The sequence below is a fragment of the Stenotrophomonas sp. S4 genome (assembly GCF_054187805.2).
The window spans coordinates 2,749,997-2,775,559 of sequence record NZ_CM196188.1 but is presented as its reverse complement, the minus strand read 5'-3'; the positions used below and the strand labels follow the sequence as shown (position 1 = coordinate 2,775,559).

The following is a 25,563-nucleotide window of genomic DNA, read 5'->3' as shown; positions in this document are numbered from 1 at the left end:
AGTCGTTTGTGCACAAACGACTTAATCCCCTCCGTCCCCTTTTTGTGCGGCGGCGCTGGGTGGCGCCGCCGCAGCACATCACCTGCGTGCGAATGCCAGCAGGTCGGCGTTGAACTGCTCGGCGTGGGTGACGGTCAGGCCGTGCGGGGCACCGGCGTATACCTTCAGTTCGGCATCCTTGATGATCTGCGAGGAGAGCTTGGCCGAGGCATCGAACGGGACGATCTGGTCGTCGTCGCCGTGCACGACCAGTGCCGGCACGTCGATCTTCTTCAGGTCTTCGGTGTAGTCCACTTCCGAGAATTCGTGCACGCAGTCGTACTGGCCCTTGACGCCACCGAGCATGCCCTGCAGCCAGAACGAATCACGCATGCCCTGGGTGACGGTGTTGCCATCGCGGTTGGCACCGAAGAACGGGGTGGTCAGATCCTTGAAGAACTGCGAGCGGTCGCCGCCGGTACCCTTGCGGATGCCGTCAAAGACATCCAGCGGGGTACCGGCCGGATTGCCTGCGGTCTTCAGCATCAGCGGCGGTACGGCACCGACCAGCACCACCTTGGCCACGCGTGTGCTGCCATGGCGGCCGATGTAGTGGGCCACTTCGCCGCCGCCGGTGGAATGGCCGACCAGGATCGCGTCCTTCAGGTCCAGCGCCTCGATCACCGCAGCCAGGTCGTCGGCGTAGGTGTCCATGTTGTTGCCGTCCCAGGTCTGGCTGGAACGGCCGTGGCTGCGGCGGTCGTGGGCGATCACGCGGTAGCCGTTCTGGCCCATGAACAGCATCTGCGGGTCCCAGGCATCGGAAGACAGCGGCCAGCCGTGGGCGAACACGATCGGCTGGCCGGTGCCCCAGTCCTTGTAGAAGATGCGGGCGCCGTCGGCGACGGTGACGAAGTTGCTCATTGCAGGTTCCTTGGCGGAAGGGAGGGAAGGCATCGGCAGGCTGCCGGTGCCTCCGGCAGTACAGCGCAGGTGCCGGCGACGGACTTGCACCGCTGTGCTGGATTGCAAAGGATGTGACGCATATCGCTCTGGCGGGACCGGAGTCGCTCGCCGAGGATGTCCGCAGCCTGCCTGTGGAATGCCCGGATGCCCGCCACGCGATGGTCCCTGATGGTGTGCCTGCTGTTGCCGATAGCCGCGCCGGCGCAGACCAACGTCTACAAATGCGTGGATGGACCGCATCCGGTCTACCAGCAGACACCCTGCCAGGGCCGTGCGGCGTGGCGCTGGGAGGTCCCGGCGGAGCAGTCATTGTCCCGCGGTGCGGTGGTTCCCGCAGTCACGCCACCGAAGCCGTCGCGTCGCCTGCGGCGTGCCGCCCGGGCGCAGGGGGCGTTGATCACGATCAGCACGGATGCGGCGGCCTGCGAGCGTGTACGCCGCCAACGCGAGCAGGCGCTGCTCAAGCGCCGACGGCTGGATTTCGTGCAGCGCCGGCAGCTGGATGACGCGGTCCATGGCGCCTGCCAGTGACGTGGGGTGCTGAAGTGCCGAAAACGACAACGGCGCCCTGGGGCGCCGTTGCGCGGAATGCCGTCGGTGCAGGTCTCAGCGACCGTCGCTGGCCGCGGCCGGTGCGGGCACGCTGTCCGGCTTGGGCAGGCTCAACTCCGGGTTGCCCTGTTCGGCCTGCAGGATCTGGATGCGGCGCTGCAGGGCATCCAGCTGGCTGTTGGTGCTCTGCACATCGGTGCTGAGGCTGACGGCCTGCTGCTGGGCCTGCTGCAGGGCGGCGCTGACCTGCGCCGACTGCGCCTGCTGCTGTTCCATTTCCTGCTGCAGGGTACGCAGGCGTTCTTCGTTGTAGGCCACCAGGCGCTCGGTGTAGCGCTTGCCGGCTTCCAGGCGGGTGGTGTCGATGTAGACCTGGGCCAGTTGCTCGGACTGCTGCGCGAAGGTGCGGTAGACACGTTCGGCGTTGTCCACCGCATCGGTCTTGATCACCCGCCAGAAGTTCTTCTCCTGGAACAGGGCGACGTAGTAGGTCAGGGTGTTGGCATTGAACAGCAGGCTGGCGCCGTAGTTGCCGTTGTAGGTGGTGCGCAGCTCGGTCAGCTGGCGCGAATCCATCAACTGCTTGAGCTCGTCCACGGTGTTGCGCACCACCGGCGCGCTGCGCGCCGGTTCGGCTGCAGGCTCACGGTCGCCACGTGCGGCCATCGCCGCCGGTGCCACCAGCATCATGGCCACGGCCAGCACTGCCGCGCTGCGCGCGTGCCGGGCGAAGACCGCGCCCCCTGAAGTTTCTCGCATGTCTAGACCATCCACGGATGAGTGTGGGTTGAGATGAAGGTGGTTCCCCGCCGGGAGTCTAGCATGGGCGCGGGCGCCGCCAAGGGCGCCCGTCACGGCTCGATTTCAATAGACCAGCTGTGCGGCGCTGCACTGGATCGACTGCACGTTGACGTCGGTCCGGCCCAGCTCCAGGCCCAGCACGCTGGCCAGCAGGTTGGTCAGCAGGGTGCCGACACTGTTGAGCACCGGCCGCAGTGCGGCCAGGATCGGCTTCAGCAGCGTACACAGCAGGCCGCTGCAGCTGACGCTGCCGTCGGGGTTGGCGACGCCGCTGCCACCGGCACCATCGAGGAAACCCGCCGGTGCGGTCTGGATGTAGGACGCCAGGTTGTTGCGCACGCAGCCGTTGTAGTCGATCAGGTTGCCGAGCAGGCTGTCGCAACGGTTGATCAGCAGGCCGCCGACCAGCGAGCCGAGCAGACCGTCGAGGACGCCCAGGCCCTGGCCGGTGACCGTGACTCTGAGGGCATCCCAGACCGGGCCATCCTTGTGGCAGGTGGTGAGGTTGAGCAGCCCGCACGCGTAAGGCAGGCCACCCGGTACGGTCCAGCTGTTGAGCGGTGCCAGCTGCCGGCTGGGATCGCCATCGCGCAGCAAGGGAATCAGCTTGTCGACGTCATAGCGGGTGTTGGGCGGAAACGCCGCCTGCAGGTAGCGGTCGGCCAGTGCCTTGGCCGTGTCGTTGGCGCTCATGCCCTGCTTGGGCGAGCTGAGCATGCCCGACAGCACCCGCAGCAGTTCGTTGACCAGGCTCGACACCGCGTCACCGATCGCGAGCGGATTGATCCGGGTCGAGCCGGTCTCGCCGGCAGCCAGGGTCAGGTTCTGCGAGCTGGTCAGCGCGGGCAGGGTGATCTTGTCGTTGATCAGCGGCTGGCCCAGCAGCTTCAACAGCTGCTCGTTCTGCAGCGTGGCGTCGCAGACATTGGCCTTGGAGAAGCGCTGTGCGGGGTCGACGTTGCCGACGCAGGCACGCAGCACCGATGAATCGACCTGGATGGTGGCCTTGGGGGGGTTGCCACCGCACTGGATGCCGGTCAGCGTGCCCATGCCGTTGGCCACGTCGACGTGCAGCGGCAGGTGCAGGCGCGTGCCGAGCAGGTTCAGCAGCGGCCCCAGCGCGAACAGGTTGTTGCTGTCCACGTCCACCATCAACCGCACCTGCGCATTGTAGGCACGGGTGCCGACGCCGCCGATGGCGATCGATGGCGGTTCGACCACGCCGCCCTGGATGTTGATGCCCAGCAGGTCCAGCCCCTTGATCGTCACGCCGTTGCCATCGTTGGCGATGGAGATGGCGGTGTTGATCAGGTTGAGCACGTTGATCTTCGATTCCAGCGCGCTGCCGACGGTGCCGTCGGGTGAGACAACTTCCGCGAACAGGCCACCGCCGCCGGCCTGGCTGCCGAGCACGATGTTGAGCTTGTTGATGTCCAGCTGGGTGGCGACCAGGTCGGACAGGGCGCGCAGCTGCACGCCCACCGTCGAGTCACGGCCGACGACGGTGGCGGTGGCATCGACCAGCTGCGCCAGCGAGATCTTGTTGACCGACAGCAGGCGGTTGAAATCGGCCACGCTGAGGTTGGCGCTCACCGGGATGTTGAGTGCCTTCAGCAGGCCGGATGGCGTGACGTTGGCCTGGGCAAGGCCGTCATAGGACAGCACCGTGGCATTGGTGACGTCCAGGCCGACCAGGCGCAGGGTCGACAGCAGTACGGAATTGCCATTGGTACGCAGCAGCTGCGAGCCCACCGCGAACACCGCCGTGGGCTCCGAGCGGCGGGCTACCGCCTGCACGCTGACGGTCGGCAGGCTGGTGTTCTGGCCGAAGAAGGGCAGCACGCTGCGCTCGGCGATCACCTGCACGGCATTGCGCGGGTTGCTGGCATCAACGCTGGTGACGAAACGGTTGCTGGTGCCGCGGCTGGCACTCCAGTTGCCGCAGCGGATCTGCAGGGTACCTGCGAACCTGTTCTGGGCCAGCGCGCTTTGCCGGGCAGCGCTGTTGTCGCTGTTGTCCGCACTGCACAGCTCCAGCCGCTGTGCGCCGGCCAGCGCGGCCAGGTCGGCCACCTTCTGCGCATCACGCTTGGCCCAGAACAGATAGCCGATCTCGATCAGGCCCAGCATGGCCAGCAGCGCCAGCATGACCAGCATCATCGTGACCGACATGCCGCCGCGTGGGCGACTGAAACTGAACTGGCGTGGGCGTTTCATGGCCGACCTCAGCGTCCGGAGGAGGAGGCGTCCTTGGACCGGGCAACATCGGTCTCAAAGAAGTCCGGGATCTCGTGTTCAAAGCTCTTCAGGTAACGCGCATAGCTCAGCGTGGCCTGGTCACCCAGGATCGGCAGGCGCTGGCCGGCCCGCTGCCCCGACGCCTGCAGGCGGAACAGGTTGCGGGTGGCTTCGCCGCTCTGCAGGCGCGCACGCGGTGTTACCGGTGGTGCAACGTCGGTTGCGGGGATTGCCGGCGGTGCCGCAGCCACCGCTGCGGATGCGGCGGGTGAGGACAGCTCCACGGTGGGAAGCGGCTCGGCCTGCATCGGCGCTGCGGCCGGTGCCGACGGCAAGGGGCCACCGAGCATCTGTCCGGTCAATGGCTGTTGCTGTGCCTGCGCGGCACCGGCAGCAAGCAGGCAGGACAGCACGGGCAACAGGCGTCGGGTCAGGCGCATCGCGGTCATGGGGTGCTTCCGGTCGGGTGATCGGTGGTGCTGAAGCGTTCCAGCATCGACGGTGGCAGGCGCTGCGGATCGCGCTCGTCACGTGCTTCGCGGCGTGGTTCGGCTGCCAGCCGGGTGCTGCCCGATGCACGGGCGCCGCGTTCGCTGCTGGCCGTGAGCGCAGGCGCCGGGGCGTTGACGGTGGCCGCAGCCTGCCGCTGCTGCAGGCGCGTGCGGATCTGCTGGGCCTGTTGCTGGATGCTGCGGCGCGTTTCCTCGTTGAGGTTGGCCTGTTCCGACAGGCGCTCTGCCGTGGCCTGATCGCCGCGCAGTACCGCCCACAGTGCGAGATTGGCCGTGGCCTTGGCGTTGCCTGGCGAAAGCTCCAGGGCCTTGGCCAGCGGCTCGCGCGCCTGGTCGAACTGGCCGGCGCGCAGCCGCGCATAGCCCAGGTCGCCCAGGTAGTCGGTGTTCAAGGGCTGCAACTGCGTGGCGCGCGCCAGCGCCTGTTCGCTGCCGGCATCGTCGTCGCGGCGTGCGGCGATCAGGCCCAGGCCATGGGCGGCAGCGGCGGCCTGCGGACCGCTGGACAGCTCGCGATACAGCGCGACCGCTGCGTCGGTCTGGCCGGTCTCGCGCAGTGCGTCGGCCTGCAGCAGGCGCAGGGCGGGGCGATCACCATAGCGTTGGCGGAAGGCCTCCACGTGGGCAAGCGAGGCATACCAGGCACCCTGCTGCTGCATGCGTTCGATCAGTTCCAGATAGGCGTTGCGGCTGTCCTGCGGATCGGGTTCCGGCGGCGCAAGGCTGGGCGCCCGCACATACTTCGGCGTGGTCGAGGCGCAGCCACTGGCCAGGGCGGCGAGGGCGGCGGCAAGCAGCAGGCAGGAAGTGCGCAGGGCAGGCATCAGGGCGATCCCATCTTGGACATGGTGGTGGCCAGCGCGACCAGCGCTGGACCGGCAAGCACCAGCATCAGTGCCGGCAACAGGGTCAGCATCATCACCACGGTCATCTTCACCGAGAGCTTGCCGACCTTTTCCTTCAACGTGTTGCGGCGCTGTTCGCGCAGGCGGATGCTGAACTGGCGCAGCGGTTCCTGCACCGCGCCACCGTGTGCATGCACCTGCAGGATCAGCTGCATCAGGCTGGTCAGGTCGTCATCGGCGTAGACCTCGCTCAACCGACGCAGTGACTGTGCGCGGGTGCGGCCGTGGGTGTAGGCCACGTTCGCTTCCTGCAGTTCGCCGCCCAGTACCGGCAGCGCATCGCGCAGCTTGTCGCCCAGCGTCTGCAGGCTCTGGTCCATGCTGAAGCCCACGCCCTGCAGCAGGCGCAGCAGGTCGATCAGCAGGGGCAGCTCGTTCTCGACCGCGCGGCGGCGGCGCTTGACCCACGACGACAGCACGAACTTGGGCAGCAGCAGCCCGGCTGCCAGCGCACCGATCACCACCATCACCTTGGCCAGCCCGTGCGCGCTGCTGAACGCCAGCGCCAGGGCCAGCACCAGCAGCGCAAGCAGCAGGCGCAGGCCCAGGTAGATGGCCGTGCCCCGGCGCGTATTCCAGCCGGCCAGGTCCAGCAGCAGCTTGTCCTCGTTGGCCAGTAGCGCGGCCTCCAGGCGGCCACCACTGAGCGAGCGGCCGAAGCGCTCGAGCCAGCCCAGCGAGTCGCGGCGGGTGGCCTCGCTGTCGCGGGCTTCGTCGCGCGGTTGCAGGGCGGTCTTCAGCGTGGCCGAGGTGCGGTGCTCGCGATGGCTGCGAACCCAGCCGGCAATGCCGAGCAGGGCGACACCCGCCGCCAACACCAGCAGTGAGAGAGCGAACCAGGCGGTGGCGCTCATCGGGTACCTCCGTGGCGGCGGCGGGCGGTCATAGCGACTTGGCCAGGCGGTACAGCAGGAACGCTCCGAGCAGTTCCAGGCCCAGTGCGATCAGCAGGATCCGGTGGCCGAGCGGGTCATGCAGCACCGGCTGGAAGAACGCCGGGCTGGAGATCGCCATCAGCACCGCACTGGCCGGTGGCAGCAGCCCCAGCACCCAGGCCGACATGCGCGTTTCCGAGGTGGTGGCGGCCAGCTCCTGCTGGGCCTGCTCCAGGTCGCGCATGAAGTCGCCCATGCGCTGCAGGATCTGGTCGGCGCGGCCGCCGATGCGCACGCTCACCCCGATCACCACCGCCAGCACCTTCAGCACGTCCATGCGATATGGCTGCGCGGCCAGGCTCAACGCGCGATCCAGGTCCATGCCGCTGCGCGCATAGCGCACGGTGGTGTCGAGCAGGCCACGCAGTGGTGCGCTGGTCTGCATCGAAGAGACCTGGAACGCGGCCTGCAGGCTGTTGCCCAGCGCGGTGAGGCGGACCAGGTTGTCGAGGAAGTCCGGCATCTGGTGCAGCAGCTGCGCACGCAGTTTCGTGATCCGGCGCATCACCCACAGCCAGCAGCCCAGCAGGTACAGCAGCAGGGTCAGCGGAAACATCCAGGCCGTGCCCAGCCGCATCGCCGCGACGACCGCAAGCACAACGCCGGGCACCAGCAGCATCAGTGGCAGCTTCCAGCCCGGCTGCAGGCCGGCGCGCTGCAGCACGCCGTCCCAGGGCAGTACACGGCTCCCACTGCTGGCGGGGCGGGCGGAATCGTTGGCTGCGGCAACGGCGGGCCCGGCCGGTACCGCACCGGCGGCGCTGCCGCGCGCCAGCTGCTGCTCGGCATGCTGCAACGAGGCCTGGCGCTGTTCGCGGCTGCTGGCGGTGCCCCACAGCCAGACGGCCAGCGCCAGCAGCACCGAGATGATGCTCAACACGCCCAGCAGCAGGCCGGTACCCATGCTCAGAAATCCCCGTAGAGTGATTCGCGCAGCTCTTGGCGGAACGGCTCCAGCTTGTGCGAATGCGGATGGAAGCCCAGGCCGATCCAGCGGTCGGTCTCGCGGCCGCTGCCGTCGATCTGCACCTCGTGCCGGAACATCTCCTGGGTGGTGATCAGGTTGTCGCTGACCCCGGTGATTTCGGTGATCGAGACCAGCACCCGGCGCCCGCTGCCCAGCCGGGAGATCTGCACGATGAAATCGATGGCGCTGGCGATCTGGCGGCGCAGGCTGTCCTCGCTGCCCTGGAAGCCGGCAAAGCCGGCCAGCATCTCGATGCGGTACAGGCAGTCGCGGGGTGTATTGGCGTGGATGGTGGCCATCGATCCGTCATGGCCGGTGTTCATCGCCTGCAGCATTTCCAGCACTTCGGCGCCACGCACTTCGCCGACCACGATGCGGTCCGGGCGCATGCGCAGGCTGTTGCGCACCAGGTCGCGGATGCTGACCGCGCCCTGGCCCTCGGCGCCGCCGATGCGGCTCTCCAGGCGCACCACGTGCGGATGGTTCAGCGAAAGCTCGGCGGTGTCTTCCACGGTGATGACGCGCTCGTTGGCAGGCACGTAGCTGGCCAGGGCATTGAGCAGCGAGGTCTTGCCCGAGCTGGTGCCGCCGGAGACCAGGATGTTGCAGCGGCCCAGCACCATCGCCTTCAGCAGGGCCTGCATCGGCGCATCGAAGGTGCCCTTGGCGAGCAGCTCGTCGGGGGTGAACGGGTCCTTGCGGAACTTGCGGATGGACACCATCGGTCCGTCCACCGCCAGCGGCGAGATGATCGCGTTGAGGCGGCCGCCGTTGGGCAGCCGCGCGTCGACCATCGGGTTGGAATCATCCAGCCGGCGGCCGAGCGGCGCGAGGATGCGACGCAGGATGCGCAGCAGGTGGGTGTCATCGGTGAAGCGCTGGGTGGCGCGCTTGAGCTGGCCGCCCTGCGAAACGTGCACGTCCTTGAAGCCGTTGATCAGGATGTCTTCGATGGAGGGGTCGTGGAGCAGGTCGTCGAGCGGGCCGAAACCGGTCAGCTCCTTGACCAGGCCCTCGGCGACCACCTGCATCTCTTCCTCGTTGATCGGGATGCGCCATTCCTGGATGAAGCCCACGGTCTGCACCTGCACCCAGCGGGCGATGGTGTCCGGGGCCCAGGAATCGATGTCGATGCGCTCGTCCTCGATGCTGTTGAGCAGGTGCTCATGCGCGGCCGACAGCACCTTCTGGTACTGCTCGGTCTGCGCGAACGGCAGGTGGCCCGGGGTAGTTTCGGGCAGCACCGGGCGGGCAACGGCATGCGGGAACGGGGTTACCTTGTCTTCCATTGCGATCCACCCAGGGCAAGGGAGAGTCTTTCCCGCAGGCCATGCGGCTGGACCGGGCAGGCGGCCGGATCCAGGCGTGACACGAGCGGGGCGAGGGCACGCAGATAGGGGTCGCGCGGCGCATCCTGCAGCAGCAGGTGGCCCTGGCTGGCGGCCAGGCGCACGCGCGGTCGTTCGGGCAGCGTCGCCAGCAGCGGTACTTCGAAGCGGCGCGCGATCTGTTCCGGGCTCATGCCGCTGCTGTCGTCGTGGCGGTTGATCACCAGCTGCAGGCGCTTCTCGCGCTCGCGCTGGCCCGCCAGGTGCTTCAGCGCCTGGTCCAACGAGACCAGCGTGGCGATCGATGCATCGGTGACCAGCCAGATCTCGTCAGCCTGGTCCAGCAGCAGGGGCGGAAGCTGCCGCAGCGGGCAGCCGCCGGCGTCGCACAGCACGCTGGCAAACACGCCGCGCAGGCGTTGCAGCAGCGCGCCAGGATCGGAGGGCGGAACGGCATCGCCGCCACTGGCACGATCCAGCAGCACCAGTCCGGAGTCATGGCGCGCCATGGCCGTGCGGGCGAGGGTGGCATCGATGCGGCTGGCGTTGCGCAGCGCGTCTTCGTAATGGAATCGGCTGTCGAGATTGAGGTACAGCGCGAGGTCACCGGAGGGTTGCGCCAGCTCCATCAGCAGGCCGTCCTGCTGCAGGGCTTCGCCCTGGGCCAGGGCGCGCGCCTGCTGCGCCAGCACCGAAAGATGTGCGGCCAGGGTGCTGGTGCCGACGCCGGCGCGCACGCCCAGCAGCACGATCAGGCGTGCCTTGTGCGCGTGCTGGGCAACCGCTGCCGGGCGCGGAGACAGGGCGCGCCGCAGGGCCGCCTCGATGCCTGCGTCGTCACTGTCCAGGTCCAGTACATCGCGCAGGCCAGCGCGCAGTGCGATCACCACGCCTTCGACCTGGCCGGCGCTGGTGGCCCCCACTGCCACCAGGGGCAGGTCGGGTTGGGTCTGCTGCAGCTGCTGTGCCAGCACGCTTGAGGCAGCCGCATGCTCGGGCCGGAAGTCGAGCAGCACCAGGCTCTGCGGGCCGCGTTGCAGGTCCTGCGCGGAGGTGGGCGCGTTGCTGTCCTGCCAATGCAGGGCGGTGCTCGGCGGCAGCTTGGCGGCCAGCCGGGGCAGCAGTTCGCGATCCATGCCATACAGGACCAGGTTCATCGGGGGTCCTTGCGGATGCAGCGGCTGGGCAGTGGCGTAGGGCATGGGCGTGGTATCGCAGGCATCAGGGAGTCAGCGCGAGAAACCGGGCACCGGGTCCTGGCTGACCGGACCCAGCAGCCAGGAACCCCACTCGGGGAGATGCGGCTTGGCTTCGCGCTCGCCGGGCAGCGGCAGTTCGGTGTTGCGCGCCAGGGGTTGCACCAGGCGCGGGGTGACGATGATCACCAGCTCCTTGTCCTGGCGCTTGTAATCGAAGTTGCGGAAGAACGAACCGATGATCGGCAGGTCGCCCAGCAGCGGAATCTTGCTGACGTTGGAGACGATGTTGGAGCTGACCAGGCCGCCGATGACGAAACTCTCGCCATCGCCCAGCTCGACCGTGGTGTCGGCGCGGCGGGTGGTGATCGAGGGGATCTGCACGTTGTTGAGCATGATGGAATTGCTGTAGTCCAGGTCGCTCGCTTCGGGCGCCACCTTCAGCGCGATGCGGTTCGCCGCCAGCACGGTCGGGGTCACGGTCAGGCCGATGCCGAACGGCTTGTAGGTGATGGTGGTGGTGCCAAGCCCCTGCGGTTCCAGGATCGGCAGCTCGCCGCCGGCCAGGAAACTGGCGCTTTGGCCGGACAGCGCCACCAGTGTCGGCTCGGCCAGCACGCGGGCCATGCCATTGCTCTGCAGCAGTTCGACGTCGGCGTTCCACAGGCCCTTGGTCGAGCCGAACACCAGCCGGAACGCAGAGGAGATCGGCGACACAGCCTCGTTGCTGCTGTTGCCTTCCTTCATGCCGGGCAGCAGGCCGGTGTTGCCCGGCAACCCGGTGCCGGGCCGCGCGAAGCCATAGGCGAAGCCGCCGTTGCGGTTCTGGAAGTTGATGCCGATCTGCTTCATCGCGGTCTTGTTGAACTCGACCACCTTGACCTCGACCTGGACCACCCCGCCGCTGCTGATGGTGGACGTATCGGCAAGCACACCGTCCTTGCCCAGTGCCATCGCCGCCGTGCGTTGTTCCTGCATGTGCGAGAGCACACTGTCGGTGCTTCCCTGCAACAGGCCCTGCTGGTCCTGCTGGGTGAACACCAGATCATTGCCGCCGGTGCTGGCAGCACCCTGTACGGCGCTCTGCACCCGTACCGTCACCCGTTGCGGCTCGGCCTGCTTGCGGTGCCACAGCAACAGGGTGGTGGTGCCGGGCATCTTGCCCACCAGCAGCGCCTGGCGCTGGCCACGCAGCATCACGATGTCGGCCACGCCGGGGTCGGCAATGGCCACCCGCTCCAGGTCGGCCGGAAGGTTCCAGGGACGCTGCTCACGGGCTTGCAGCACCAGGTCATCGGCGGCCACGCTCGTTGCCGGCGCCAGCAGCACCAGCAGCAGGGCCAGCCAGCGCTGGCGGGGGGAGATGCGTGGACGGCGGCGACGTTCGGTCATGGATGCGCTCGATGCAGGTCAAAGGGAGCCACGGGGGGCGGAACTGTCGCCACGGATGATCTCGATGCCCGACGCGCGCGGGGCGCTGCGGCGGGGCGCCGGCGCACGCGCGGGTGCATCCGCGTTGCTGCGTGGCGGGGCGCTGCTGCGGCCCGCCAGCGCGTCGCCGTCTATACCGGCGAAGGCGTGGTTCTCCGGGCGCTGCAGTGCCAGCTGCTGCTCCGCGTCGAGCCCACGCAGCGGATCGATCACGCCGCGCGACTGCGGGAACAGCGCCAGGTCGGGCAGACCGGTATCGGCGGGATTGCGCAGCGCCAGGAACAGCTTGCCCTGCTGTGCACCCAGCAGCAGCCGATTGGCGTCGGCCACCGGTACCGCCAGCACCGCGCTGCGCGCGGGTTGCGGGGCTTCATTGCTGCTGTGGCTGCCGCCACTGCCGGTGATGTCGGCCGCGCGCGGGTCGTTGCGGGTGTCGGCCCCGCTATTGGAGGTGGCCTCTGAGGCGACTGGCGCGATGTCCTGCTGGCCATAGCTCAGCACGCGCAGGCGCGACAGCAGCAGGCGCGTCTGCGCGGCTTCGGCGGGGCTGTTGATGCTGGGCTGGGCATTGCGCAGGTTGAGGAAGACGTCGACGAAGTCACCGGGAAGGATGCGGTTGCCGGCGCCGACCAGTTCGTCCACGGGCACGGCCAGTGCGCGCTCGCCCGGCCGCAGCTGCAGCGAGAAGCCCTGTGCCAATGCGCTGCTGCTGATCGGGCTGCCTTCGGCGATGTCCTGCACCGGCACCTTGCCGACCACGGCGGCGATGCTGGTGGCGGCACCGGCGACGGGTGAGGTGCGCTGCGCCAGGCGCAGGCCATTGGCGCTGATCGGCTCGCCCGCTGGCAGGCGTGCCACGGCTTCCACCACCGTGATGGCCTGCGCCTCGTTGTGCGCGATTGGCGCGACCGTGACCGGCGCGGCTGGTTTGCGCCCGATCATGAAGGCGATCAGCGCCAGCAGCACGGCCAGGCCGATCAGGGCGACGGCAGCGATGCGGGTCAACTTGAGCATGGAACCGTCTCCAATGTACCGATCATCAATTGCCGCTGCCGAGATCGAGCTGGGCGACCGCGACGCTGCGGATGGGAGCCTGCATCACCCACTTGTAGAGCGTGGCGGTGCCGGGCAGGAAGGGATAGCTGGCGTAGTCATAGCTGACCGTCACGGTCATGCACTGGGCCGTGGCCAGGCCGGCGCAGGGCGCCTGCGGCGACACCACGATGGCGTTGCTGCCCCCCGCGCTGCAGTCCACGTTCTGCTTGGAAAACTGCAGCAGCCATTGCATCGAGGTGCGTGCGGCGACGCAGGCGGCAGTGCGCCGCTCGCCCGCCGTGCCGTAACGCAGCGAGGCGCGCGCGCCTTCGGCCGAGGCGGTGGCCAGGGTCTGTTGCGCCGCCATGATCATCACCCCGGAGAAGGTGAACAGCAGCAGCGGCAACAGGCCGAGCATCAGCATCAGCGCGAACTCGATGCTGGCGACGCCGCGTTGCAGGCGTGGGCTGCGGATGTTCATGGTGCACCTCCGTAGATGCTGGCCAGCACCCAGCCGATGGCGGCGAGTGCCAGGTAGGCTGCATAGGGAATGCCACGTCGTCCCTGGCGGGCGGCCTGCATGTCGCGAAGGGCCGGATGCGTCTGCCATTGCGTGCTGGTGCGATTGACCTGCATCTGCAGGTGGCCGGGCAGCAACACGCCCAGGCGTCGGCCAGCCAGCACCAGCACGGCGTGCAGCCCGGCGGCGAGGCTGGCCACCAGCCAGACCGGCAGCAGCGCCTGCCAGCCCAGCATCAGCCCCAGCACGGCGAAGAACTTCACGTCGCCGGCGCCCATCCAGCGCAGGGCATAGAACGGCAGCAGCGCCACCAGGCCGAGCGCCGCGCCGGCAACGTGGGGCAGCCACGGCTGGCGCGGCGCGCTGAACTGGCCGGCGACGATCACCACGGTGGCGATCACGCATGCAGCGATCAGCCAGGCGTTGGGCACCCGACGGGCATACAGATCACTGATCGCGATCCGCAGGCACACGCCGATGGCCAACAATCCCAGCAGTGTCATCGCACACTCCATCGTCCGTCACTGGACGGTCTTCGCCTGGTTCCATGCGCCCCGCCGTCGCGGCCATGCCGGCCGCGCGCGGTCGCCGCTTAGGTCGTCGAGCCCGACGCCTTGGTGGCCAGTGCGGAGAGGTTCTTGAACAGCGTTTCGAAGAACCCCTTGATCTGGTCGTTGCCGACCGCGATCAGGATGCCGGCGATGACGGCAGCCAGCAGCCCGTACTCGAGCGCGGTGACGCCGTCTTCTTCCTTCAGGAATTTGCGGATCGATGCGTTCATGACCAATGTCTCCCTCTACCTGTCTGCGGATGCAGTACACCTGCGTTGGGCGGTGGCCCGGCTCCGCCGGGATCGTCCGTGGGCCTCCGCGCGTCCTGGCGGAGGAGGCACGGCGGGTTGCACCCGCTGTGCTCAAGCAGGGTGATCGTCTCCAGGCGGGACATTGGCCGCACGGTCGCGACCGCACGGCGCGGGGCCGGTGGTCGAGGCATCCAGTGATGCGTGCGTGGTCATGCTGTCCCCCTGGGTGCGGCCAGATCAGATGGCCGGATCACCGTGATATCGACTTTGCCTGAATGGCGGTTGGCTGCAACTGGAACCTATATGCAAATTCGGCAGAAACTCCGAAAACCTGAAAATTTAAGATTGCTTCTGTGACGAAAATCCGTTCTCAGGCAAAACGATTCATGGTCGTGTAGATAATGTGATTCGCTTTCCTGGTGCATGCGAAAACCGTGCCACTCGTTCCGACATTTTCTTCACCTGTGTATCTATTTTTATCATTTAAGTCTGCGGGTTTACCTTTGCGGATTATTGGGCATACTCGCATTCAAGCTATTGCATTTCCCTGGTCGGTCGCATCGAAGCGGTTGCGGCCGGCACGGCATCGGAAGTGGTTAATGGATCGATGCGCGCCCTGTCAGGCAGTGGGGGCCGCATCGCATGGCGGATCAACGGGGGACAACACTGTCATGGTCGATGGTGGGGTAGGAGACAGCGACGACAGCGGCCTGCGGTCGATAGACCTGGCCACGCTGAGCGGCGTGCTTCGTGTCTGTGATGTCGAACTGCTGCTGCTCGATGGCAATGGGCCACGTGCGGCATTCGCTTCGCGCGTGCACGAGGAAGCCCTGTTCTGCAGCATCAGTTGCGGTTTCCATTGCCGTGGCCGTTTCATGCTGCCACCGGACTGGGCGATGCTGGGATATCTGCACGCCACCGATGAGACGCTGAGCTGGTGCCATGGCGTACCGCTCACGCCGGGCATGGCGTTGACGATCATGCCGGAGGGCATCAGTGAGTTCACCCTGAGCCCGGGCACGCACATGACCCTGATGCTGGTGCCGGTGGCACGGGTGCAGCGCAAGCTGACCGAACTGAGCCTGCGCAGCACGCCTCCCGCTGGCCAGGCACTGTCGCTGTTCAACCTGGCCAGCGAAGCCGCGCCGCTGGCACGCCACTACCAGCAGCTGCATCTGCAGCTGGGGCAGGGTGCAGGCCTGCAGCCGGAAGAAACTGAAACCCTGTTGCACGAGCATGTGCAGGCCCTTCTGGGCGCCGGTGTGGCGGATCGCCCGGGCTGCAGCCGTGCACGGCGCACGCATTATCTGATCGCGCAGCGAGCAGAGAACTTCATGCGGCTCAACCTGCGCCGCAATATTTACATGAATGAGATCTGCGATGCCGCCGGCGTCAGCGAGCGCGGCCTGCGCTATGCGTTCGAAGACCTGTTTGGAACCTCGCCGAACCGCTATCTCTCCATGCTGCGCCTGTGCGCGGCCTGCCGCAGCCTGTCGATGGCAGATTCCAGCCGTCGTTCGGTGAAAGCCATCGCCCTCAGCTGCGGCCTGTGGGACCTTTCGCGCTTCGCCGACAATTACCGCAAGGTATTCGGCGAACTGCCGCGCGATACCCTGATGCGCGCGCCCGCGCAGATCGGCCAGCCGGCCTGAGCCAAGCCCCGCAAGGGTTTCCGCGGCGTTCATGCCGGAATTGCATATCCGCTTGCCGATCATGTTGCCGCTTCTGCATAAACGGCTGCCGATTCCGGCCGTGGATTTGCCGGAATGCGCGATTGCCGTGCCGGATTGAAGTGCGCCGCCACCTTTGCAACCGCTGAAATGACAGTCACCTGCCTAACGGCAAGTCCACTGACATTCCAGTTGTTCGCCTACGGGGGAAATGCTCATGAACCGCATCTACCGGCGTGTATGGAACCGCCAGCTCAATGCTCTGGTTGTGGCCTCGGAACTGGCCACCGGCGACAGCGGCGGCAGCGCCGCACGCGATCCGCGCGCCTTCCTGCTGATGCCCACCGCCCTGGCCCTGGCACTGCTGTGCGCGCTGGCCAGCGGCCACGCAGGGGCATCGGAAAGCAATCAATCGTTGCGTGACCTGCAAGCGCTTGCGGCGAAGTATGCGCAGCCGATGCCGGTCAAGGTCGACGCCGAAGTGGCCCTGGCTGCCGCTGCACGGCAGGCGCAGAGCAGCCCTGCGATCAGTGCGGACGCTCGCCTGGGCCTGCAGTTGAACACCACGTCGCTGCCGGTGGTGCGTGACGTACTGCCGGCCACTGTGCAGGTGAAGCTGGCAGCGGACACCACGCCGAAGCAGGTGGCCGTGCCGGCGCTGGCGGCCGATGTCCGCGCCACTGTCGGCCTGGGCAACGCTGCGGGCAAGGCAGCACAGGTGGATGCGTCGCTGGCAGCGAATGTTGCGCCCGGCGCGCAGGCGCCGCTGGGTGTCGGCGCCGATGCACGCGCCAAGGCCAAGGTCGGCATCGCCGGCCGCCAGGTCGCTTCGATCGATGCAGGTGCCAAGGCGTTGGCGGGCCTCAGTGGTTCGTCCCTGAAGACCTCTGTCGACGGCAACACCGACGCGCATCTGGCGGTGGCTGGCCATCACATCGAAGGTCAGGGCCAGGCCCGGGCGACAGCTGCGGTCAGGTTGCCGGCCAAGGAGGAATTGCCGGGTGACACGCATGATCGCGCCATCAGTGCCGCGTTCGATGCCGGCGCCGCCGGCAAGGTGCGCGTGCAGGCGCCGGACGGCCAGGAAGTGATCGCCGATCGCAACCTGAAGCTGGCCGGACAGGCGACCGTCGCCGCGCAGCACAGCGCGCTGGGCGTTGGCAACCTGGTGGGTGGCGCGGTGGGGGCTGTCGGCGGGACGCTTCACGGTGCTGCGGATGCGGTCGGCAGCACGGTGGGTGGTGCGCTGAAGGGCACCGTCGGAACGGTGGGCGGTGCTGTCGGCGGCGCGCTGAACGGCACCGTTGGCACAGTTGGCAGCGCAGTGGGCGGTGCACTCAATGGCACGGTTGGCCAGGTCGGTAGTGCGGTAGGTGGCACGCTCAACAGCACCGTCGGAACGGTTGGTGGTGCTGTGGGTGGTGCGCTCAACAATACGGTCGGCGCAGTCGGTGGTGCGCTGAACGGCACCGTCGGAACGGTTGGCAGCGCGGTGGGTGGCACGCTCAACAACACGGTCGGCGCAGTTGGTGGTGCACTGAACGGCACCGTCGGCACAGTTGGCGGTGCGGTAGGTGGCGCACTCAACGGCACGGTTGGCCAGGTCGGCAGCGCAGTGGGTGGCACGCTCAACAACACCGTCGGCGCAGTTGGTGGTGCAGTGGGCGGTGCTCTGAACGGCACCGTTGGCACAGTTGGCGGCGCGGTGGGTGGCACGCTCAACAATGCGGTCGGCGCAGTAGGTGGTGCACTGAACGGCACCGTCGGCACGGTTGGCGGTGCGGTAGGCGGCACGCTCAACAACACGGTCGGTGCTGTCGGCGGCACGCTGAACGGTACGGTTGGCCAGGTTGGCAGCGCAGTGGGTGGCGCGCTCAACAATACGGTCGGCGCAGTCGGCGGTGCACTGAACGGCACCGTGGGAACGGTTGGCGGTGCTGTGGGTGGCACACTGAACGGCACGGTTGGCCAGGTTGGCAGCGCAGTAGGTGGCGCGCTCAACAACACAGTCGGCGCAGTCGGTGGTGCACTGAACGGCACCGTCGGAACGGTTGGCGGTGCGGTGGGTGGCACGCTCAACAACACCGTCGGCGCAGTTGGCGGTGTACTGAACGGCACCGTCGGAACGGTTGGTGGTGCAGTGGGTGGTGCGCTCAACAACACAGTCGGCGCAGTTGGTGGCGCACTGAACGGCACCGTCGGAACAGTTGGTGGTGCAGTGGGCGGCACGCTCAACAACACGGTCGGCGCAGTTGGTGGTGCACTGAACGGCACCGTCGGCACAGTTGGCGGTGCGGTTGGTGGCGCGCTCAACGGCACCGTTGGCCAGGTCGGCAGCGCAGTGGGCGGCACGCTCAACAACACAGTCGGTGCAGTCGGCGGTGCACTGAACGGCACCGTCGGAACGGTGGGTAGTGCAGTGGGCGGCACGCTGAACGGCACCGTCGGCACAGTTGGCAGCGCTGTAGGTGGCGCACTCAACGGCACGGTTGGCCAGGTCGGCAGCGCAGTGGGTGGCACGCTCAACAACACGGTCGGCACGGTCGGTGGTGCAGTGGGCGGCATTCTCAACGGCACCACCGGCAGCCCCACCAGCGGCCTGGGCGGTGTGCTGGGTAGCACGCTGGGCAATGTCGGCAGCGCGGTGGGCAACCTGCTCAACGGCAATCTCAATGGCACCATCGGCAATCTGGGCAGCGTCGTGGGTGGCCTGGTCGGTGGCACGCTCAGCGGTCTCGGCCTGACCCAACCCTCTGCGATTCCGCCGACCAGCCCGAAGGCGCCGGCGGCGGCCGACCCGAATGCGGGCCTGATCATCGGTACCGGTGGCCTGGTCGGCAATGTCGGCCAGCTGATCGGGCCGACCACCACCAGCCTGTTCGGTGGCAACGGCTACCTGAGCAACGGCAACCTCAAGCTCAGCAACGCCAACGTGATGCAGACCTATTCAACGGTCAATGTGCTGGGCCTGCCGGTGGTCAACCTGTCGCCGGTCGGCAGCACCCTCAACGGACTGGGCGGCGCTGCCACGGGTGGCAGCTCGCACCTGACCCTGATCGGTGGCGTCACCTCCGACAGCTACATCTACAACATCAACAACGGCAATCCGGGTGGCCTGCTGGGTCTGCTGCTGCCGAAGGATTCCCCGGCCTGGGCGGCCAAGTGCCTGGACATCGCGCTGGCCGACATTTCCTGCTGGGCCGTCAACGCGGCTCAGGATTACCAGGTGCTGATGGGCGATGGCGCCTTCGCCAACGGCTCCAAGGAAGTGGTGATCGGTGCCAACGCGCGCCATGAACTGCCGAAGGTCGATGCCAACGTCGCCTTCCCCGGTGATGGCGTGAACGATCCGAGCAATCCCACCGGCGTGCCGACGGCCGACTATGCCGCGCGCATGGGCCATTCGGTCGTCGTCGGCGACAGCGCCGTCGGTACCGCCAACGGGCAGACCCTGCTGGGTGCCGAATCCACCTCCAACCAGGCCAACTCGGTCGCGCTGGGCTACCGCTCGGCTGCGCTGCGCGGCGCGCAGGCCAGCTACAGTGCCTATGGCCTCACTGCGCCGCAGGTCTCGGCCGGTGAAGTGTCAGTGGGTACCGCAGGCGGTGGCGAGCGCCAGATCACCAATGTGGCTGCCGGCAGCGTCAACACCGACGCGGTCAACGTGGCGCAGCTGAAGGGTGCGATCAGCCTGATCAACGGCGTGGCGGATGCCGCGGTGACCTACGATCTGGATGCCGGCGGCAATCCGAACTATCGCCGGGTCACGCTCGGCGCAGGCACCGGCACCACCACCATCGGCAACCTTGCCGCCGGTGCGGTCACCGCAGGCAGCCTGGAAGCGGTCAACGGCGGCCAGCTGGCGGCGACCAACAGCGCCATCGCCAGCTTCTTCGGTGGCCGCGCGGCCTTCGATCCTGCCAGCGGCATCTTCACCGCACCGCTGTTCGAGATCAGCACGATCTCCACCGGCGGCGCCATCGCCAAGGGCCTGTACACCAACGCCACCGATGCCTTCGCGGCGGTGGATGGCTCGCTGGTCAACCTCAACTCGCAGATCACCGATATCCGCAATGGCGGCACCAAGTACCTGCGGGTGAACTCGACCGGCACTGAAGCGGTGGCCAGTGGCACCGATTCGATCGCGGTCGGCACCAATGCGCGGGCGACGGCGGCCAACGCCATCGCGGTGGGGGCAGGCAGCCTGGCCGATCGTGCCAACTCCGTGTCGATCGGCGCCGCCGGTGCCGAGCGCCAGGTCACCAACATGGCGGCCGGTACCGCGGCGACCGATGCGGTCAACCTGGGCCAGCTGCAGGCCTCGGAGCAGGGCGCGCTGCGCTATGACCTCAACCCCGATGGCAGCGTCAACTACGCCAGCGCCACGCTGGGCCAGACCGGCACGGCCACCACGCTGCGCAACCTCGGCCCGGGCCAGGTCAGTGCCACCAGCAGCGAGGCCATCAACGGTGCCCAGCTGTTCGCGGCCAACCAGGCCGTGGCCACCCACCTCGGCGGTGGTGCTGCGGTCAACGCCAGCGGCGTGCTGACCGCACCGACGTACTCGATCAACAACGTCGCTGCCAACGGAACCGTGACCAAGGGCAGCTACAACGACGTCGGCACCGCGTTCGATGCGGTCAGCAATTCGCTGGCCAACGTTGCCGACCAGACCGGCGAGATCGACAAGCTGGCCGTGAAGTACGACGTCGATGGCAGTGGCAATGTGATCAACAGCGTGACCCTCAAGGGGAGCGGCACCGGCGCAGTAAAGGTGACCAACGTTGCCGCGGGTAGCATCCTGGCCGGCAGCAGCGACGCCATCACCGGCGACCAGCTGTTCAGCACCCACAGCACCATCGCCAACTACTTCGGCGGCACCACTGCCTTCAACGGCACCACCAATGTGTGGACCGCGCCGACGTTCAGCATCTCCAGCATCGCCACCGATGGCACCTTCACCAGCGGCGATTACAACAACGTCACTGCCGCCTTCACTGCTGTCGATGGTTCGCTGAAGGTCCTCAACCAGCGCATCACCAACGGTGGCGGCAGTGCCTACCTGGCGGTGAATTCGACGGCGGCCGCAGCAACCGCAGCCGGTGCGGAAGCGGTGGCGGTCGGCCCGCAGGCCAGTGCGGCCGGCGCCAACAGCGTGGCGGTCGGCAATGGCGCCAGCAGCAGTGCCGGCAACAGCGTGGCACTGGGTGCCGGCTCGGTGGCCAGCGTCGGTGCGCAGAGCGGTTACACCGGCGCCTATGGGCAGACGGGTGCCAGCAATTCCGCTGGCGAGGTGTCGATCGGCAGCAGTGGCAGCGAGCGCAAGATCACCCACGTCGCGGATGGCTCCGATGACCACGATGCGACCAATGTCGGGCAGCTGAAGAACGGCGTGAACTACGCCATCGACCAGTCCAAGTCCTACACCGACCAGAAGATCCAGAACATCACCAACGTGGCCGGCAGCTTCCGCGCCAACAACACCAACAACCTGGCCGATCCGTCCGCCAGCGGTGCCAACTCGGCCGCCGGTGGTGCAGGCTCCACCGCCGCCGGTGCCAACTCGACCGCGCTGGGCAATGGTTCGCAGGCGCAGGCTGACAACGCGGTGGCGCTGGGTGCGGGTTCGGTGGCGAACCGGGCCAACACGGTCTCGGTCGGTGCCGCCGGTGCCGAACGCCAGGTGGTCAACGTGGCCGACGGCTCGCAGGCCACCGATGCGGTCAACGTGCGCCAGCTGCAGGCTTCGCAGCAGGGCACGATCCGCTACGACACCACGGTGAACGGCGCGACCAACTACAACAGTGTCACCCTGGGCAGCACCAGCAGCGGCCCGACCACGGTCCGCAACGTTGCCGCCGGCACCGCCGGTACCGACGCGGTCAATGTGGACCAGCTGAAGTCGGGGATGGCGCAGACCCTGGACTGGTCGAAGGCCTACACCGACGAGCGCATGGGCGGCTTCGAGCGCGACCTGCGCAAGACCGACAACCGTGCCTCGGCCGGCATCGCCTCGGCGATGGCCACCGCGGCGCTGCCGCAGCCCAGCGAGGCGGGCCGCAGCATGGCCTCGATCGCCGCCGGCAGCTACAACGGCGAATCGGGCGTGGCGCTCGGTATCTCCGGTGTCTCCGAAGGCGGCCGCTGGATCTACAAGTTCAGCGGTTCGACCAACAGCCGTGGCGAGGCCGGTGTGGCCGTCGGTGCCGGCATCCAGTGGTGATCCCCGCCGCCGGGCCGCACGCGCGGCCCGGCATCGCGGAAACGTCTACAGGGGGAATGACATGAAACAGCATCGCATCGCCCGCGCCGGCCAACATGCCGCCACGCTGGGCCTGATCCTGGGGATGGGCCTGCTGGCCGCCTGCCGCAGCCATGCGCCGGCCGCCGACGGTCCTGCCGGAGCCACCGCCGTGCACTTCCCGGAGGCCTCGAGGGCCTCGCTGAAGGAGGGCATCTATCCCGACGTCGCCGACCTGCGCCGCTTCGCGCCGGGCATGACCAAGCGGCAGCTGTACACGCTGCTGGGCACGCCGCATTTCAATGAAGGCATGTGGGGCGTGCGCGAGTGGAACTACCTGTTCAATTTCCGCACCGCGCAAGGTGCGGAGTACTTCACCTGCCAGTTCCAGGTCCGCTTTGACAGCAAGGGCATTGCCCAGGCGGGCTACTGGAAGCCGGAATCGTGCGCGGCTGTGCTGGAGCCGCCACGGCCGCCGGCCCCGCCGGCACCGGTACCGGCACTGCTCCCGGAGCAGCCGCTGCGGCTGTCGGCCGATGCGTTGTTCGGTTTCGACAGCGCGGTGCTCAGCGCCGAAGGCCAGCATGCGGTGCAGGGCATCCTGGCGCAGGTGCGCGAAGCCGCGCAGGTGCAGTCGATCAGGGTAACCGGCTACACCGACCGTATCGGCAGCGCCAGTTACAACCAGACGTTGTCGCAGCGTCGCGCCGAGGCCGTGCGCAGCGCGCTGGTGCAGGGTGGCGTGCCTGCAGCCAGCATCAGTGCCGAAGGACGCGGCGCGGCCGAGCCGATCGTGCAGTGCGGGCAGCGCAACCGGCGCGAGCTGATTGCCTGCCTGGCGCCGAACCGGCGCGTGCAGATCGCCGGGATGGCACAGCCACGTTGACCTTCCTGCGCCGGGGCGATGCCCCGGCATCCCGAGTCCCCCCTGACCGCCGGCAGGCGTGGCAACGTCTCCCCCGTCGTCCACGCCTGCCTGCGGCTCAGGTTTTCAAACGGTGCACGCGATGAATGCCCAATTCCTGCCCCTCTCCATGAAGACGGAAGCCACTCTCAGCGTGTACGGGCAGCTCGGCAACCATGCCGTGGTGCGCATTCCCGGGCGACGCCTGCCGGGCCTGATCCTGCAGGCCGATACCGTGGCCGGGTTCCTGGCCCAGCTGCAGGAAGCCCAGGCCTGCCTGCGCAGCGGCCGCGCACAGCGCACCGACGCCGAGCTGGACATGCTGATCGACGTGTTGCAGCAGTGGTACGCACTGATCGAATCGCGCCTGGCCGACGCCGGCGAGGCGCTGTAGAAGAAAAAGGGGACGGAGGGGATTAAGTCGTTTCCGGCACACCCGGGGCGAGAACGACTTAATCCCCTCCGTCCCCTTTTCCTAGGCGCGGGCGCGGACCAGCCAGCAGGCGGCATCCACGCGTACACGGTCGCCTTCGAGGAACGGTGCGAATGCGGCCAGTGCCTGGTCGCGGAGCACGGTGGCGCGGTCTTCCGGCATTGCGCGCAGGGCCAATCCCAACGGGCCCAGCTGGCCGACATAGGTGGGCAGGTCTTCGCGGGCGATCGAGCAGGGCAGGTCTACCGCAACCAGCTCCACATCCTTCCAACCGGCGGCCTGCAGCAGCCGCTGTACCTGCCCGCCATCGGCAAAGGCGAATTGTCCCGGCGCGCCGGGCACCCGGGGCGGCAGATCCAGTGCATCGCCAATGGCGCGCTCGGCCGTGGTCATGAATGGGTTCTCGTCGGCACTGCGCCAGGCGATGAAGCGCAGCCCCGCGCCCGGTGTCGAGGCACGATGCAGGTTGGCGAAGGCAGCCTGGCTGTCCTCGAAGAACATCACGCCCAGCCGCGACTGGATCCAGTCGAAGTGCGCGGACGGCAGCGGATGCCGCTGCGCGTCTGCCACGATGAAGTCCGCGTCCAGTCCCACCGCCTCGGCGCGCTGGCGGGCCAGCGCCAGCATCGGCGCGGAGATGTCGAGACCGGTAGTGTGGGCGGCCGGGCGTGCCGTGGCTGATGCCAGCAGGCTGGCGCCGGTGCCGCAGCCGATGTCGAGCAGTTGCGTGACGGTCTCCGGAAGTTCGGCGACCAGCAGGTCGGCCATCGGCTGGAACAGTCCATCGAGGATGGCCTGCTGGGCGACCCAGATCTGGCCGCCAGGGCCATTCCAGAGCGTATTCTGATCAACGGGGGATGTACTGGCCATGGCCTTGTCCTGCCGGGAAGTTGCCCATAGGTTGGTGCTTGAAGGCGACTTGAGGTCAAGCCCGTGCGTGAACTGGATATCGGCGAGGTGGTGAAGCGCAGTGGCGTGCCGGCCTCGACCCTGCGCTACTACGAGCAGCTGGGGTTGTTGCAGGCCCTGGGTCGTCGCGGCTTGCGCCGGCAGTACGACGAGCAGGTGCTGGAGCGGCTGGCGCTGATCGGCCTCGGCCAGGCGGCCGGGCTGTCGCTGCAGCAGATCGGGGCATCGCTGCCGCCGCAGCGCGGATGCCTCACGCTGGATCGTGAGGCCCTGCTGGCGCAGGCTGATGTGCTGCAGCAACAGATCAGCCAGCTGCAGCGGATACGCCGTCACCTGCAACGCGCCGCGGCCTGCCCGGAAGCGCAGGATGCACGCCAGTGCGGTTCGTTCCGCAGGTTGTTGAGGGCCCAGCAGCGCATCGCGGGAGGGTGAGAGAAGAGCATCCACGCATGGCGTGGATCTACTGCACCACGCTATGCGTGGGTGAATCAATCGCGGGTGCTGACTTCCCAGGTGGCATGCAGCACGCCCGGCACGTGTTCCATCCGTGCCAGCACCACGTCCAGCTCGTCGGCACTGACCGCCGTACTGACCAGCACCGCGATCACATCGGTGGGCGCGTCGGCATGCTCGACCACCTGCACATCACCCACCGGGTACTGCGCAGCCTCCAGCGCATCGACCAGGCGCTCGCGCACCCGCGGCACGGCTTCGGCATCCACGCTCAGGCGCACCTCGTAAGTGGCTTCGGTCGCCGCCTCGTTGATCGGGATACGGTTGATCGCATTCACCAGCGGCCGCAGCAGGGTGTTGCCGGCGATGATCAAGACCGTCAGCAGCACGCCTTCGGCCAGCATGTCCGCACCGGTGCAGCTGCCGACCGCCGCCGAGCACCACAGGGTGGCGGCAGTATTCAGGCCGCGCACGTTCATGCCTTCCTTCATGATCACGCCGGCGCCGAGGAAGCCGACCCCGGAGACCACGTAGGAGATCACCCGCACCGCCTCGGCGCTGCCGGCGATACGCATGCCCAGGTCGACGAAGGCGGCTGCACCCACCGCCACCAGCACGTTGGTGCGCAGGCCGGCGGTGCGTTGCCGGTACTGGCGCTCGGCGCCGATCAGCGTGCCGAGCACGAAGGCGGCCAGCAGGCTGACCACGGTGTCGGCGAAGGGGCCGGCCTGGAAGGTTTCAATGAAGCGCATGGCGGGAGTCTACCCGGTCGAAGTGACAGTAGAT

General features: G+C 67.8%; 22 protein-coding genes. 6 read left to right on the top strand and 16 right to left on the bottom strand.

Annotation, left to right across the window (positions count from 1 at the left end):
• Window positions 1–78: 78 nt before the first annotated feature.
• Window positions 79–903 (bottom strand): alpha/beta fold hydrolase, encoded by an 825-nt coding sequence (locus ACUZUJ_RS13005; protein WP_049443361.1) that lies wholly within the window; start codon window positions 901–903, stop codon window positions 79–81.
• Between the two features lie 186 nt (window positions 904–1,089).
• On the opposite strand from ACUZUJ_RS13005, the gene ACUZUJ_RS13000 reads away from it, so the two are divergent.
• Window positions 1,090–1,476 (top strand): hypothetical protein, encoded by a 387-nt coding sequence (locus ACUZUJ_RS13000; protein ID WP_049443362.1) that lies wholly within the window; start codon window positions 1,090–1,092, stop codon window positions 1,474–1,476.
• 75 nt (window positions 1,477–1,551) lie between these two features.
• Here ACUZUJ_RS13000 and ACUZUJ_RS12995 read toward each other — a convergent pair whose 3' ends face one another.
• From ACUZUJ_RS12995 to ACUZUJ_RS12935, 13 genes are all read right to left on the bottom strand, one after another.
• Entirely contained in the window at window positions 1,552–2,256 is a 705-nt protein-coding gene (locus tag ACUZUJ_RS12995) for a DUF2968 domain-containing protein (protein WP_049443363.1), read from the bottom strand.
• A gap of 105 nt (window positions 2,257–2,361) precedes the next feature.
• Window positions 2,362–4,515, bottom strand: coding sequence for a TadG family pilus assembly protein (locus ACUZUJ_RS12990; protein WP_458220537.1), 2,154 nt, complete (start codon window positions 4,513–4,515; stop codon window positions 2,362–2,364).
• An 8-nt stretch (window positions 4,516–4,523) separates the two neighbouring features.
• The gene (locus ACUZUJ_RS12985; protein WP_049443365.1) at window positions 4,524–4,985 is read right to left on the bottom strand and encodes a DUF3613 domain-containing protein; all 462 of its coding nucleotides are present in this window, start codon (window positions 4,983–4,985) and stop codon (window positions 4,524–4,526) included.
• On the bottom strand, window positions 4,982–5,872 hold the full coding sequence (locus tag ACUZUJ_RS12980) for a tetratricopeptide repeat protein (protein WP_049443366.1): 891 nt from the start codon (window positions 5,870–5,872) through the stop codon (window positions 4,982–4,984). Before ACUZUJ_RS12980 ends, ACUZUJ_RS12985 begins: the two co-directional genes overlap by 4 nt.
• The gene (locus ACUZUJ_RS12975; protein WP_075677882.1) at window positions 5,872–6,807 is read right to left on the bottom strand and encodes a type II secretion system F family protein; all 936 of its coding nucleotides are present in this window, start codon (window positions 6,805–6,807) and stop codon (window positions 5,872–5,874) included. The genes ACUZUJ_RS12980 and ACUZUJ_RS12975 overlap by 1 nt, the downstream gene beginning before the upstream one ends.
• Before the next feature lie 28 nt (window positions 6,808–6,835).
• Window positions 6,836–7,792, bottom strand: a complete 957-nt coding sequence (locus ACUZUJ_RS12970; protein WP_049443368.1) for a type II secretion system F family protein — start codon at window positions 7,790–7,792, stop codon at window positions 6,836–6,838.
• Window positions 7,793–7,794: 2 nt separating this feature from the next.
• Window positions 7,795–9,144 (bottom strand): TadA family conjugal transfer-associated ATPase, encoded by a 1,350-nt coding sequence (locus ACUZUJ_RS12965; protein ID WP_049443369.1) that lies wholly within the window; start codon window positions 9,142–9,144, stop codon window positions 7,795–7,797.
• Window positions 9,129–10,385, bottom strand: coding sequence for a CpaE/TadZ family protein (locus ACUZUJ_RS12960; RefSeq protein ID WP_049443370.1), 1,257 nt, complete (start codon window positions 10,383–10,385; stop codon window positions 9,129–9,131). Before ACUZUJ_RS12960 ends, ACUZUJ_RS12965 begins: the two co-directional genes overlap by 16 nt.
• Before the next feature lie 27 nt (window positions 10,386–10,412).
• A complete protein-coding gene (locus tag ACUZUJ_RS12955) occupies window positions 10,413–11,771 on the bottom strand; it encodes a type II and III secretion system protein family protein (protein ID WP_049443371.1) in 1,359 nt (452 codons plus the stop codon).
• Between the two features lie 18 nt (window positions 11,772–11,789).
• Window positions 11,790–12,824, bottom strand: a complete 1,035-nt coding sequence (cpaB, locus tag ACUZUJ_RS12950; protein ID WP_135967332.1) for a Flp pilus assembly protein CpaB — start codon at window positions 12,822–12,824, stop codon at window positions 11,790–11,792.
• 25 nt (window positions 12,825–12,849) lie between these two features.
• Window positions 12,850–13,326 (bottom strand): TadE/TadG family type IV pilus assembly protein, encoded by a 477-nt coding sequence (locus ACUZUJ_RS12945; RefSeq protein ID WP_135967333.1) that lies wholly within the window; start codon window positions 13,324–13,326, stop codon window positions 12,850–12,852.
• A complete protein-coding gene (locus tag ACUZUJ_RS12940; protein WP_164116709.1) occupies window positions 13,323–13,868 on the bottom strand; it encodes an A24 family peptidase in 546 nt (181 codons plus the stop codon). The genes ACUZUJ_RS12945 and ACUZUJ_RS12940 overlap by 4 nt, the downstream gene beginning before the upstream one ends.
• Window positions 13,869–13,957: 89 nt before the next feature.
• The gene (locus tag ACUZUJ_RS12935) at window positions 13,958–14,146 is read right to left on the bottom strand and encodes a Flp family type IVb pilin (protein WP_014037517.1); all 189 of its coding nucleotides are present in this window, start codon (window positions 14,144–14,146) and stop codon (window positions 13,958–13,960) included.
• Window positions 14,147–14,838: 692 nt separating this feature from the next.
• Here ACUZUJ_RS12935 and ACUZUJ_RS12930 point away from each other — a divergent pair.
• The 4 genes from ACUZUJ_RS12930 to ACUZUJ_RS12915 all read left to right on the top strand — a co-directional run bounded on the left by ACUZUJ_RS12930 (window position 14,839) and on the right by ACUZUJ_RS12915 (window position 23,376).
• Window positions 14,839–15,819 (top strand): AraC family transcriptional regulator, encoded by a 981-nt coding sequence (locus ACUZUJ_RS12930; RefSeq protein ID WP_101765650.1) that lies wholly within the window; start codon window positions 14,839–14,841, stop codon window positions 15,817–15,819.
• Window positions 15,820–16,054: 235 nt separating this feature from the next.
• Complete coding sequence (locus ACUZUJ_RS12925; RefSeq protein WP_458220538.1) at window positions 16,055–22,060, top strand: ESPR-type extended signal peptide-containing protein; 6,006 nt, start codon at window positions 16,055–16,057, stop codon at window positions 22,058–22,060.
• Window positions 22,061–22,121: 61 nt separating this feature from the next.
• A complete protein-coding gene (locus tag ACUZUJ_RS12920; RefSeq protein WP_458220539.1) occupies window positions 22,122–22,964 on the top strand; it encodes an outer membrane protein assembly factor BamE in 843 nt (280 codons plus the stop codon).
• A 121-nt stretch (window positions 22,965–23,085) separates the two neighbouring features.
• Window positions 23,086–23,376, top strand: coding sequence for a DUF6959 family protein (locus ACUZUJ_RS12915; RefSeq protein WP_014037513.1), 291 nt, complete (start codon window positions 23,086–23,088; stop codon window positions 23,374–23,376).
• 81 nt (window positions 23,377–23,457) lie between these two features.
• Here ACUZUJ_RS12915 and ACUZUJ_RS12910 read toward each other — a convergent pair whose 3' ends face one another.
• Window positions 23,458–24,285, bottom strand: coding sequence for a class I SAM-dependent methyltransferase (locus ACUZUJ_RS12910; protein ID WP_458220540.1), 828 nt, complete (start codon window positions 24,283–24,285; stop codon window positions 23,458–23,460).
• Between the two features lie 63 nt (window positions 24,286–24,348).
• Between ACUZUJ_RS12910 and ACUZUJ_RS12905 the strand changes: the two genes are divergently transcribed.
• The gene (locus ACUZUJ_RS12905; protein ID WP_119006411.1) at window positions 24,349–24,756 is read left to right on the top strand and encodes a MerR family transcriptional regulator; all 408 of its coding nucleotides are present in this window, start codon (window positions 24,349–24,351) and stop codon (window positions 24,754–24,756) included.
• Window positions 24,757–24,812: 56 nt separating this feature from the next.
• On the opposite strand, the gene ACUZUJ_RS12900 is transcribed toward ACUZUJ_RS12905, so the two are convergent.
• Window positions 24,813–25,529: an MgtC/SapB family protein gene (locus tag ACUZUJ_RS12900; protein WP_005409984.1), complete on the bottom strand. Its 717-nt coding sequence runs from the start codon at window positions 25,527–25,529 to the stop codon at window positions 24,813–24,815.
• Window positions 25,530–25,563: the final 34 nt, after the last annotated feature.

Excerpts from the sequence above, each read along its gene's own strand:
- ACUZUJ_RS13005 (WP_049443361.1), bottom strand. The coding sequence starts at position 903 with ATGAGCAACTTCGTCACCGTCGCCGACGGCGCCCGCATCTTCTACAAG.
- ACUZUJ_RS13000 (WP_049443362.1), top strand. The coding sequence starts at position 1,090 with ATGCCCGCCACGCGATGGTCCCTGATGGTGTGCCTGCTGTTGCCGATA.
- ACUZUJ_RS12995 (WP_049443363.1), bottom strand. The coding sequence starts at position 2,256 with ATGCGAGAAACTTCAGGGGGCGCGGTCTTCGCCCGGCACGCGCGCAGC.
- ACUZUJ_RS12990 (WP_458220537.1), bottom strand. The coding sequence starts at position 4,515 with ATGAAACGCCCACGCCAGTTCAGTTTCAGTCGCCCACGCGGCGGCATG.
- ACUZUJ_RS12985 (WP_049443365.1), bottom strand. The coding sequence starts at position 4,985 with ATGACCGCGATGCGCCTGACCCGACGCCTGTTGCCCGTGCTGTCCTGC.
- ACUZUJ_RS12980 (WP_049443366.1), bottom strand. The coding sequence starts at position 5,872 with ATGCCTGCCCTGCGCACTTCCTGCCTGCTGCTTGCCGCCGCCCTCGCC.
- ACUZUJ_RS12975 (WP_075677882.1), bottom strand. The coding sequence starts at position 6,807 with ATGAGCGCCACCGCCTGGTTCGCTCTCTCACTGCTGGTGTTGGCGGCG.
- ACUZUJ_RS12970 (WP_049443368.1), bottom strand. The coding sequence starts at position 7,792 with ATGGGTACCGGCCTGCTGCTGGGCGTGTTGAGCATCATCTCGGTGCTG.
- ACUZUJ_RS12965 (WP_049443369.1), bottom strand. The coding sequence starts at position 9,144 with ATGGAAGACAAGGTAACCCCGTTCCCGCATGCCGTTGCCCGCCCGGTG.
- ACUZUJ_RS12960 (WP_049443370.1), bottom strand. The coding sequence starts at position 10,385 with ATGCCCTACGCCACTGCCCAGCCGCTGCATCCGCAAGGACCCCCGATG.
- ACUZUJ_RS12955 (WP_049443371.1), bottom strand. The coding sequence starts at position 11,771 with ATGACCGAACGTCGCCGCCGTCCACGCATCTCCCCCCGCCAGCGCTGG.
- cpaB (WP_135967332.1), bottom strand. The coding sequence starts at position 12,824 with ATGCTCAAGTTGACCCGCATCGCTGCCGTCGCCCTGATCGGCCTGGCC.
- ACUZUJ_RS12945 (WP_135967333.1), bottom strand. The coding sequence starts at position 13,326 with ATGAACATCCGCAGCCCACGCCTGCAACGCGGCGTCGCCAGCATCGAG.
- ACUZUJ_RS12940 (WP_164116709.1), bottom strand. The coding sequence starts at position 13,868 with ATGACACTGCTGGGATTGTTGGCCATCGGCGTGTGCCTGCGGATCGCG.
- ACUZUJ_RS12935 (WP_014037517.1), bottom strand. The coding sequence starts at position 14,146 with ATGAACGCATCGATCCGCAAATTCCTGAAGGAAGAAGACGGCGTCACC.
- ACUZUJ_RS12930 (WP_101765650.1), top strand. The coding sequence starts at position 14,839 with ATGGTCGATGGTGGGGTAGGAGACAGCGACGACAGCGGCCTGCGGTCG.
- ACUZUJ_RS12925 (WP_458220538.1), top strand. The coding sequence starts at position 16,055 with ATGAACCGCATCTACCGGCGTGTATGGAACCGCCAGCTCAATGCTCTG.
- ACUZUJ_RS12920 (WP_458220539.1), top strand. The coding sequence starts at position 22,122 with ATGAAACAGCATCGCATCGCCCGCGCCGGCCAACATGCCGCCACGCTG.
- ACUZUJ_RS12915 (WP_014037513.1), top strand. The coding sequence starts at position 23,086 with ATGAATGCCCAATTCCTGCCCCTCTCCATGAAGACGGAAGCCACTCTC.
- ACUZUJ_RS12910 (WP_458220540.1), bottom strand. The coding sequence starts at position 24,285 with ATGGCCAGTACATCCCCCGTTGATCAGAATACGCTCTGGAATGGCCCT.
- ACUZUJ_RS12900 (WP_005409984.1), bottom strand. The coding sequence starts at position 25,529 with ATGCGCTTCATTGAAACCTTCCAGGCCGGCCCCTTCGCCGACACCGTG.